This window comes from Coprococcus sp. ART55/1, assembly GCF_000210595.1.
GTDB lineage: Bacteria > Bacillota > Clostridia > Lachnospirales > Lachnospiraceae > Coprococcus > Coprococcus aceti.
In genome coordinates, this window is record NC_021018.1 from 2,535,121 (window position 1) to 2,546,259 (window position 11,139).

General features: G+C 43.8%; 9 protein-coding genes. All 9 read right to left on the reverse strand.

Annotated elements, in window-relative coordinates; genetic code table 11:
• Window positions 1-66: 66 nt before the first annotated feature.
• On the reverse strand, window positions 67-621 hold the full coding sequence (locus tag CCU_RS11390; protein ID WP_208896195.1) for a hypothetical protein: 555 nt from the start codon (window positions 619-621) through the stop codon (window positions 67-69).
• A gap of 249 nt (window positions 622-870) precedes the next feature.
• Window positions 871-2,718 (reverse strand): relaxase/mobilization nuclease domain-containing protein, encoded by a 1,848-nt coding sequence (locus tag CCU_RS11395; protein ID WP_015534769.1) that lies wholly within the window; start codon window positions 2,716-2,718, stop codon window positions 871-873.
• Window positions 2,718-3,110 (reverse strand): plasmid mobilization protein, encoded by a 393-nt coding sequence (locus CCU_RS11400; protein WP_015534770.1) that lies wholly within the window; start codon window positions 3,108-3,110, stop codon window positions 2,718-2,720. Before CCU_RS11400 ends, CCU_RS11395 begins: the two co-directional genes overlap by 1 nt.
• A 686-nt stretch (window positions 3,111-3,796) precedes the next feature.
• Window positions 3,797-4,315 carry a hypothetical protein gene (locus CCU_RS11405; protein ID WP_015534771.1) on the reverse strand — a complete coding sequence of 173 codons (519 nt, stop codon included), beginning with the start codon at window positions 4,313-4,315 and terminating at the stop codon, window positions 3,797-3,799.
• 9 nt (window positions 4,316-4,324) lie between these two features.
• On the reverse strand, window positions 4,325-5,353 hold the full coding sequence (locus CCU_RS11410; protein WP_015534772.1) for a ParM/StbA family protein: 1,029 nt from the start codon (window positions 5,351-5,353) through the stop codon (window positions 4,325-4,327).
• On the reverse strand, window positions 5,325-5,732 hold the full coding sequence (locus CCU_RS11415; protein ID WP_015534773.1) for a TnpV protein: 408 nt from the start codon (window positions 5,730-5,732) through the stop codon (window positions 5,325-5,327). The genes CCU_RS11410 and CCU_RS11415 overlap by 29 nt, the downstream gene beginning before the upstream one ends.
• A gap of 388 nt (window positions 5,733-6,120) precedes the next feature.
• Window positions 6,121-9,657 (reverse strand): EAL domain-containing protein, encoded by a 3,537-nt coding sequence (locus CCU_RS11420; protein WP_015534775.1) that lies wholly within the window; start codon window positions 9,655-9,657, stop codon window positions 6,121-6,123.
• A 43-nt stretch (window positions 9,658-9,700) separates the two neighbouring features.
• A complete protein-coding gene (locus tag CCU_RS11425) occupies window positions 9,701-10,603 on the reverse strand; it encodes a dihydroorotate dehydrogenase (protein ID WP_172676631.1) in 903 nt (300 codons plus the stop codon).
• Window positions 10,604-10,614: 11 nt separating this feature from the next.
• On the reverse strand, window positions 10,615-11,139 hold a 525-nt coding region (locus CCU_RS11430; RefSeq protein WP_208896196.1), incomplete at its 5' end, for an iron-sulfur cluster-binding protein.

An 11,139-nucleotide genomic window follows, 5' to 3' on the forward strand; every position in this document is an offset into this window, starting at 1 on the left:
AATGCAGGAGTGAGGTTATTATGCCTGGCTGTTCGCCTTTTAGTATTTCTAATAATCCCATTTTACCTACAACTCCCTAATTGCATCAGCAGTTAATTCTGCTCTAGAAATACACTTTATCGTTTGCTTATAAATATAACTACTAATAAGAGGCTCACTCACAATAAATATGCCTTTAACTTTCCACTCTCTATCATCTAATTTATATACCGCCTTAATATCCGATAAATGATTTTCTATCCACTCAACTCTACGCCGATGTTTTGTAGCAAAACACAATTTATTTTCATTATCCACAAACATTTTCATATATTCTTGTTGTATTTCATATGGATTCCTAGAGAAATGAAAATCTTTTACTTCAGCAGCAATTATCGTATGTTTTTTATCATCAATAATCAAAATATCTATGTCTCCTAAATCATTTCCATTAGGTTGCGATATTTTCTTTCCATTAATCTTTTTAATATTGGCATATAATTCAAACTCATTAAAATCGTTAATAATATTGAAAATCATTTTATTAAATGCTTCTCCTCTATCATAACTTATCTTACCTATTAAAGCCCTTAACTCATCACTTTCCGCCTTAAACTTGCCCGTAATAATCAAATTACTCACATATTCCATCATAAGATAAAGTTGCCTATTTCCCCATATCAACATATTATCTTTTTTCTATTACAGGTCTTCTATTAAAAGAATATCTTCTATTAAATCTCCAAGGATACGTTTCCCATGGCTTGTATTTTGATGGTAATTTTAAATTAATTATCGTATTTTCTATATTTTTTATTAAAGGGCGAACTGTAAATTACAACAATTCGCCCACAACATAACAATATAGCAAATATTACGTTTTAATAATTACTACCTTGTTTCTCTACTCTTCTGTACGCTGATACTTCTCGAATCATCTCTTACACCATAGTATTTCTTACGATACTGATATTCAGCCATAAATTCATCATACACAGTCATCTTATAACGGATACTATTCATCTTCTCTCTCGTATATCCCATACGCTGACAGTAAGCATTATATTCTGCTGTATAATCATCTGTAGGCACAGGTAGAAGCGAAGCACGTTCTTCCATAGACAGCTTAGTATAATCAATCGTTTCCGGAAAAACCTCTGTATCTTCTGATACTTTTTCTTCTGTCTCAGGAATTTCAACATCTGCTTCCTCTGATACTACAATAGCCAGTAGCTCGTCTATTGAAGCAGTCTGAATAGCTGCGATCTTAGAATCCTCTACAGTCTCAGAAATCTGCTCTTGTATTGCTTTCTCTGCGTCCTTCACTTCCGCAAATTCCTCATAAGACATAATATCTTCCTTTGCCATCTCCAAAGTCACATCTGCTGTATCTTGGTATTTGATATCTTCCAAATAATCCATATACTCCCACTTCCACTTATGGGTAGAACTGGAAAGCTGGCTTAACACCATATCCCAAAGTTCTACTGCTCTGGCAGCTTTTTCATGATACAGTTCTACTGCCTGCTGTCGCTCAAACTCATCTTTGGTCATAACCGGTGCTGTAAGCTCCCCTTCCATGAATCCGGCTGCATCATTTACATTTATAAACTGTGATTGCAGATAATCCACATAGTCTTTATTCCAGTCCTCTCTTGCAAGCTCTTCACTACAATAATCCTGACAAATACGATTTCTGTCAAATGCCAGTTTTCTTTTCCGCGCAAGAAGCTCTCTCTGCTTCTGCTCCTCCTGTAGCTGTTTCTCCTTCCTTGCAGCCTCTTCTCTGGCAAGTGCCTCTGCTTTTACCCTTGCTACTTCCTCAGCAATGCGACGGGCTTCTTTTTCCGCATTACGCTCTGCCACAACCTTTGCAATTCTTTCTACAAGGTCAGCTTTGCCATAACCTTCTCCCAGCTTATTTCCTCGAATACCCTGCTTCATACCCGACGTGGAAAATGTCACTGTTTTATTCGTAACACGAATCTTCCAGTTATACATAAATTGCAGACATTCAACCATTTGCTCAAAGGAATCCACGAAAGGCAACAGCTTGTCTATGGTATCCCGAATCAATTCTCTGTTAGAAGTGACACCAACACCGTCCTTGGCATTCTGATTCATCAGATTCTTTTCCACCCAGTAGTTGTCCGTGTGCTTCTTAGCAAGCAAATCTACCTGTCCTAAACCCAGTCGGATACACTTCTCCATTACCCACTTTTTTGCATGGAACATCATCTTCCCGGTGCTTTTGTGCTTACAGCCCAGCTTCCATTCACAGGGTTTCTCATGCCACCTGCTCTGCTTTCCGGCATACTTTCTGACAGAATTGATAACCATGTGAACGTGCATATTCTGACTGCCATTGTGACCATCCGGATGAACTGCCACCACTGCCTGATGCCCCGGTGCGAATACCGAAAGCCATTGCTTGCCAAATTCCAACGCCTGCTCTATGGTAATGGGATCATTTGGCTCAAAGCTGATGATATAGTGATGCGCCTTTACATCCTTTACGGAATTATTCTTGCCATACAGACGATTGACCTCGATACATTCTGCACCAAAGCTGTCCACATCACAGTTCACACCTACAATCAGATAATTCTCACGCTCTTGTATTCTGCCTTTTTCATCCAACACAGGCTTGTTGGTATATTCATCAAACTGGCAGGTAAGATACTCCACCGCCGAAGAATAAAATCGGTTCTTTACTGAGATATGCTTCAAAATCGCCATTAACCTTCACCATCCTCTCCACTTTTGCGCCTACGCTTCTTTCCACAGGCAACATCCTCCAATGCAGGAAGTATTTTAAATTTCAAATCCAACAGCTCCCTTATGGCTTCCTTCAGTTCATAATAAATGCTGTAAAAATCTCCGCCACCATTTAAGTGCTTTGCTATCTGGTTCAGGTTGGAACCAATCTTGCCCAGCTGCATGGAATACTCCTTCAGCAGACTGGTATCACCATAACAAGGAAGCTTTCTTCCTAATGCACACCGTCTGATATATTCCGAGGTGCTAAGCCCGGTCTTTCTTGCCTTCGCTTCAATCTCTTCCTTATCCTCTGCCGAAATACGCATGGACATCAGAACCATATTCTCTTTCTTTTTATCTGTATTTCTCATAAATTCCTCCATTCCGATACACAAAAAAGCAGGTAAATAAATACCTGCTCCCTCGTACCTACAAAATATAAATTTTTAATTGCTACTCCAATAGAATAATTAAACTGCCGGATACGTCAGAAGATTTTCCCCGATGCAGATTCTGCATCTCCCCTCCCGTGCATAGCCTCGCTCCCCTAAGGTCGCTCACCAATGCGCTCGTTGCACTCACGGATATTTCCTTTAGCAGTCTGTTGCGGCTCGTTATAATTCGCTCGCCGAATATATGGAAATGTGTCATACACCTGTCTTACAGAAATCTGCTAATCACATTTCTCATAAGAAATCCTGCTATAGCCTCCGCATCATTTTCCTTAAGAAATCCTTCTTTCGCTGATGCGTGCCGACCTAAGTCGGCATGGGCTCCGGATACGTCGCATAAGGTAGATCAAGTTCCGCCCTGTATATACACGGGCAGGAACTTGTTGGGGATTTGACATCCCCAAGCCCTAGCTTTTTCGCCTTATGGACATAAAAATAAAGCCTGCAAGCAGACTTTATTTTTTGCCAAAGGCTTGGCTGGCTTCGTAAGAATTTCGTATCACAGCTTTTCCCATAGAAAAAGAACTGTCTTACAGATAAGGTCATTTCCTCATACAAGGCACCTTTTTGTAAGACAGTCCGTCATACTGTGATTTTTCATTTTCTTACTCATCATCCATATCAAACAGACTTCCAAGCATATCTTTTGTGGCACTATCCATAGCATTGGAAGTATCTGCGGCAAGTTCATTATCGGGAACCGTTGGCTCCGGCACATTAGCTGCTACAGCAGAAGGCATTACATTCGGTACAGCAACTGTCATACCATTAGGAACTGCACCAGACATCGGCAACGTAGCCATAGGAACAACTCCCATATTCATCTGCTGAGCCATTGCTCCCAGAACTCCGGCAAACATATTGTTAGCCATATTCTGTGAGGACTCCTGCACCACCTTGGTAAATTCCTCTGCCATGCTTTTGATTGCCTGCTCCATCCATTCTGTGGTTTCCTTTTCCCGAATGCCCCTTTGCTCACTTTCCATAGCAGAAAACAATGCCTGCTTGATAAGCTCTGTCTGATTCAGATATCCCGGCTGGCTGGATTTTGCCTCCAGCCACGCAAGGATTTTTCTGTCACTTTCACATTTCGGATTCAACCGAAAAGATATTGCATTTCCCATAAAAGCCTCCTATCCCAGATTTTCTGCAAGATAACGGTAGCCGATGGCATTGGCTTTCACATCCGTTACATACTGGATGTTTCTGCCCTGCGCTCTGCCAAAACGCTTCATCACACAGGCGCCACCGCCCACATACACAATATTCTCATGCATTAAATCCACCTTAATCTCCCGAAGCTTCGCTTCCACCTCGTCTGCATACTGCTGTAAGCCCTTCTCAATAAAAGGGATAAAGTCAGCATTTACATTGGACTGCTTTCCACGGATAACATCAACAATGTCATCCTCCGGCATTTCACACTTTAACTTGGGAAGGGCTTCCTTTTTGATACGCTCAATGGTGGTAATCAGTCCAAGCTCATAAGTACAGGCATCCTTATCCATAGGGATTCTGTCACGGACGCTTAATATATCCAAGGTCCAGGAGCCCAAGTCCACACATCTGAGTCTGTCCATATCTCCCATACGGTTCGCAATAGCTGCATAACACTGGGCATAAATCTTTACCTTATCCATGAAGAAAGAATAATGCACTCCCTCAAAGGTAAAAGAAATACGCTCCTTATGCCACAGATAATCACGAAACTCCTTACGCTCCGCACCAAACAAGGTCAGAGGCACACCTGCATATAATTCCACATGAGAAGCCGCTGTCTTACCCTGATACTGCAATTCCTTGGCAATCCCTGCAAGGGTCAGCAGAAAATAGTTCTCATTCTCTGTCTTGGTTGCCTGCTTTCCAAGTCTGCCCTGTCCTACGATATACTTTTTCCCTTTATACTCCAAAAGTCCGTTCTTGGTAAGAGGCTCATAATCCACCGGAACTATAGAAGTCTCCATAAAAGTATGCTCGCCCTTAATGGAACTCCAGCCATGATCCAGTGCAATTTTAACAGGTGCCATAGTTGTTTCAGTCATAAATAAATTTTCTCTCATAAAATCCTCTCTTTCTCCGGCATAATAACCGGTCTGCATAATATTTTTGTTTTGTGTTGCAGTCGCTCCTGCATTAGTGATACTTGTAAACAATCTCTCCATAAATAACCTCCTCCGCAAGCTGTTTTGCCTGCTCTCTTATTTTCCACATTTCCATAGTGGAATGTGCATCCTTTGGCTTATGCTTCACCAGATACTTCTCTACAATCCTATCTAACATCTCATAAGCCTCCTCATTTACTTCCTTTGCCCTAATCAGAAGCTGACCCAGCCTAATATGATGACGATACCTGTCAGGGTGGTTTTCCTTCATATAACAAATCCACAGATGACCGTATTTTCCGATATCGGCGGCTGCTACAACCGAAGCCGTATCGGATTTCGTATCAGTATCATCCATACCGATATTCGGATACAAAATACCATCCACCTCTGTATAAGTACCTCCCAGCTTCTCAAACAATGAAATTTCATTACTCATAATCTTAACTCTCCTTCCATAATCCATTTGAATTTTTGATAATAAAAAAAGCCCACATACCTGCATTTCTACAAGTACATGGACTTATACTTTTATCATCCTCATCTAATGATTCCTATTCGTTTGTACTACACACTTTACTACACACTTTTTATGATAAACTACACACTTTTACGATAAGTTACGATACTTTTGCGATTTCTGTAAAAGTGCTGTAAGCCTTGTAAATACGGCGTTTTTCGAGGTTTGGGAGAGTCTTCAAAACAGGACAGCCAAGAATTCGATAAATTCCTTCTTGTACTGTTCCATGTCTCTGCGAATCCTCCTGTTTTCAGGCTTTTTTGCCCTTTTTCCTACACATACTACCATAATCCATATAAAGATTCAATTATTTATTGGTGTACGGCTGTGATATGCCTCTTTCCCTGCACATCTCCACATACTTTTCTTTCTCCAGCGGCCTGCTGCACAGATACCCCTGTATACAAGCCAGTCCCATGCTGCTGAGCGCATCCGCCTGATCCTCGGTCTCCACACCCTCAGCTATACAGAACATTCCCAGTTCATTGCACATGTTTATGAGATGACACATAACCGTGCGATCCACCGGATTGACAGTTACGTCATTTATCATGCTCTTGTCGAACTTGATAATGTCAAATCCCATGTGGGCAAGCATGGCGACATTTGAGTATTTTGTTCCAAAATCGTCCATCGCGATCCTGAAGCCCAGTTCATGTATATTGTTCGAAATGTTCACCAGAGTATCATGCTCCTGCTCACTGACCGACTCCGTTATCTCTATCTCGACCACATCATGCGGTATTCCGTACCTGTCAACCACTGCTGCTATCTGCTTGGCCACATTGCTCTCTATAAGCGACATTCTGGAAAAGTTACAGGATACCGGGATGTATGGCATTCCCTCTTCATGCCATTTTGCCAGATCTCTGCACACATTCTCAAGCACGTAAAAATCCACATATTTTACAGTCCTGCTCTTCTCAAGCCTGTCGATAACATCCGCTAAGTCATCATTTCCGGAATATCTTACAAGGGCCTCTGCCCCACATATCTTTCCTGACGGATACAGCATCTTCGGCTGATAAAGGACATAGAACAGTCCTTCCTCAAGTTCCTTCTTCACCATATCCTTTTTCAGCGTATTCCACTTCACCGAATGACAGTCCTGCTGTTCATACCAACGCTGTTTCTCAGAATACAGGAGATTTGCCGCATGATCCTCCATCCTGCGGACGTCAATGTTATAATCTGTCCAGACATACCCGCAACATGCCGTGAACTCACCGTAGAGCAGGTTTTCCCGCAGTCTTGATGCATATACGTTAAACTTCAACTGCTCAATGTTCTCGCATATGATGATAAAGCTGTCATAACCCATGCGGAACACCCTTTCGTCCGGAAACGTCTTCCTTATCCTGCCGACAAGCTGCAGGATCACATCGTCCGCATAATCCGGACCGAACATCTCCGCGATGCCCCTTATCTCATTGATATCCACAGCCACAAGTCCAATACTGCTCAGATTCTTTCTGCCTCTTATATAGTCTATGTAACTGTTCCTGTTAAAGCATTTTGTCTGCTTATCGTGGGTGAACTCAAACTGCTGGTCCTCCTTCAGATGTCTCTGATATATCTCACTTCCGATAAAAGCAGTGAAGTTCTTCATGAGTCTTATGTTTCCATTGTGCTTCTCCGGATTGAACACAAATACCCTGCCGAGCAGTTCATCGTCCACTATGATCGGGACCGCATACAGTGACCATATCCTGCTGTCACTCAGCATCCGTGCAAATCCTGTTTCAGGATTCCTTAATGGATGGGAACGGTTCACTATGAGAACCTCGTCCCTGAGGACTTCCTTCTCCAGTTCATCCCTCATTTTCTGTGTGACAAGAGCCTTCAGACCATCCTCTATCGACTCCTCGTCTGATGATTTCCAGTAATAAAGCTCCCCTGTACCATCCTGTCCATACTCCACAAGGCAGGCGTTCTTGGAATTGTAGAAAGTTCCAATCACCTCGAGCAGACTGGTATATTTCTCCTCACTGCTCTGCTTTGAAGTTATATTCGCCATAAAATTGACAAGGGCATCCTCTATGTCATAGCTGTCCGCCAGAACCTGTGTTGTCTTATCTATATCAGACACGTCAACTGCAATCTCAAGCCGGCTCTTTCTTCCGTGCCAGTCAACTATCTTATCCTTCACCACATACAGTCCCTTTGCCTTGCTGTTGTAGTGATTCCATACATAGCTCTGTCCGGGAACCAGTATCTCATTAGAACAAAATGGGCACTGGTCATCACCGCCCTGGGTTATCTCAAAGCACTTTTTACCCTTGTAAGAATCGTCGTTCTCCGCAATTCCAAGGCTTCTCTTAGCCGCCTTGTTGAGGAAATACATCTCGTGGGTCTTCATGTCCGCAACATATGCTATACCAGATATCTCATCCAGCATAAGACCTTCGTCATCATTGTATGTATATCCGCTGTGATGCGAATCACATGAATGCATATCCGCTGAGTCGGCATAGTCACAGTAACGGTTCTTGCCGCCCCTCTTTGCCGCGTACAACGCCTGATCCGACTCGCTGTACAACAAATCAAATTCTATCCCATCCTCTATCCTGTGAACGCTTATTCCCACGGACATAGTGTGCGGAAGACTGCAGTTGATGGTGGTGAGTCTGGACTGTATATCATCAGCAAGCTTATACACATCCTCCCTTCTGTCGACGATCGGGATGAACAGTGCAAATTCATCGCCTCCCAGTCGTCCTGAGAATCCTCCGGCCGCCGAGGCAACTTCCTCAAGAGTCACAGCAACATCACACAGGAGATCATCCCCCGCATAGTGTCCAAATGCGTCATTTATATGTTTGAAGTCGTCAATATCCATGATATAAAAAGCGCAGAGCTCACCTGGGAATGACTCAAGCATATCTGTCACCTTGTGCTGAAATGTGACATGATTGTAAAGTCCCGTCAGAGAATCCCTCTCCGCCCTGAGTTGAAGCTCCTGACTTCTTATCTTCTCATCGTTTATGGAGTAATATTTTCCGAATATCTTGCAAACCTTTTTCTTGGAGTCCCTGAGAGGAACAAAGAGCACTCTGTACCACTCACATTTGCCTCCGCCATTCAGATCAAGGCGCAGATCACCCATCAGCCTGTCACAGCTATCCGCATCCGCATCAAGGATCTTTCTGAACATGCCGGTCACGGCGTCTCTGTCGTCAGCGTGGACTATCCTGTTAGTGTCGATGCCCTTATAGAAATTCTCATATTTCATGGTGGTGACCATCTCGCCATCCACGACCTTCTTATTTATCAGAGTATCCGTTGGGACATCGTACACGATTATGGACTCTCCGCTTCCCTGAAGTATCAGCCTGAGCATCTCAGACTGCGCCTTGTTCTCCAGCTCCGCTTCCATCTTGCTTGTCACATCGATAAACACCGCACACAGTGCGATAATTCCCTTTTTTATGGACATGACAGAAAGGCAGACCTGTATCCACAAATATCCCCCGGTATTCACATCCGTAAAGCGGATGTCATGCACCGTGGTCTTGTTACTCGTTATGGTCTCCAGGATCTGCTTCTTAAGGACAGACCGATCCTCTGGAATAGCCAGCATCACGTAGTCACTGGCATATCCACTCATCTGATCCTCGGTCACATTGAACAGCTTGTAAAAGCTTTTGCTCATGTACCTGACAGCCGGCTTATTCCCGTGAAGTTCAAATATACCCACACCGCCTGCCAGATTGTCAAGAGTCTTCTCCAGCATCCTTGCGTGATCAGATATCTCCTCGCTGAGCTCCTCATTTCTGCCAAGCGCCTCATCCAGTTCCATGCGGAGTTTTTGTGCATATTTTTCAATATCTATGTTATCTTCCATAACCCAACACCCCTTAAAACTCTTACAGAAGACTTATATCGTTCTATTTTACACAGCCTATCAGCTCATGGATATCGCTGATGGAATTCTTCTTCATATACTCCTCAATACCCTTTATGATCTCCACTGTTGCATAAGGATTGTGGAAGTTGGCCGTTCCAACTGCCACCGCACTTGCGCCAACCATAATCATCTCAAGGGCATCTTCTGTGGTAGCCACGCCGCCCATTCCGATGATAGGAAGCTTTATTGCATTTGCCACCTGGTATACCATTCTGACTGCTATCGGATGGATTGCAGGGCCTGACACACCTGCAGTCTTATTTGCCACTGCAAATGTTCTTCTGTTCACATCTATCTTCATACCTGTCAGTGTATTGATGAGTGATACCGCATCAGCACCGCCAGCCTCTGCAGCTCTGGCCATCTCGGTTATGTCTGTGACATTCGGACTCAGCTTCATGATGATAGGCTGCTTTGCCGCTGCCTTGACTGCCTTTGTTATATCATAGAGCGCATCCGGCTGCTGGCCAAATGCGATTCCGCCCTCTTTGACATTCGGACATGACACGTTGATCTCAAGCAGATCGACGTCACAGTCTCCAAGCTTCTCAACACATTCAACATAGTCTTCCTTGGATTTTCCACACACGTTAACAATGATCTTTGTATCGTAATCTCTGAGAAATGGAATATCCCTCTTCTTGAAAACATCTATCCCCGGGTTCTGAAGTCCTATGGCATTCATCATTCCGCCATAGGTCTCCGCTATACGAGGTGTAGGATTGCCCGGCCATGGCACATTCGCTACGCCTTTGGTTGTCACTGCACCGAGCTGTGAAAGATCCACAAACTCGCTGTACTCCATACCTGAGCCAAATGTTCCTGATGCAACTGTTATCGGGTTCTTGAGAGTCACACCCGCTATATCCACTGACATATTGATCTTATCTGACATTACAGCTCCACCTCCTCTGCATAGAATACAGGACCATCCTTGCATATTCTTCTATTGTGCACCTGTGAGTGCTCGTCTATATCCTTAGTCTTGCATACACAGGCAAGACATGCGCCCACGCCGCACGCCATCTTCTCCTCCATGGATATCTGGCACTCGATGCCCTTCTCCATGGCGTATGCCTTGATTCCCCGAAGCATAGGAGTAGGGCCACATGCATATATGACAGCACCGTCCACGCCGTATTCCTTTATGGCATCTATTACGTTGCCCTTCACACCGTGCTGTCCATCCTCAGATGACATATACACCTGTGCGTATGGCTCAAATTCCTCGTTCAGGAATATCTCATCCCTGTAGCCGAGCACGACTGACTTCTCACAGTCAAGCTCCTTTGCAAGCTGTAACATAGGTGGGATTCCTATACCTCCGCCTATCAGGATCGCCTTCTTGTCGGACTTCATGAAGCCGTTGCCGAGAGGCCCCAATATATCGACCGTATCTCCAGCCGCAAGCTGTGAAAA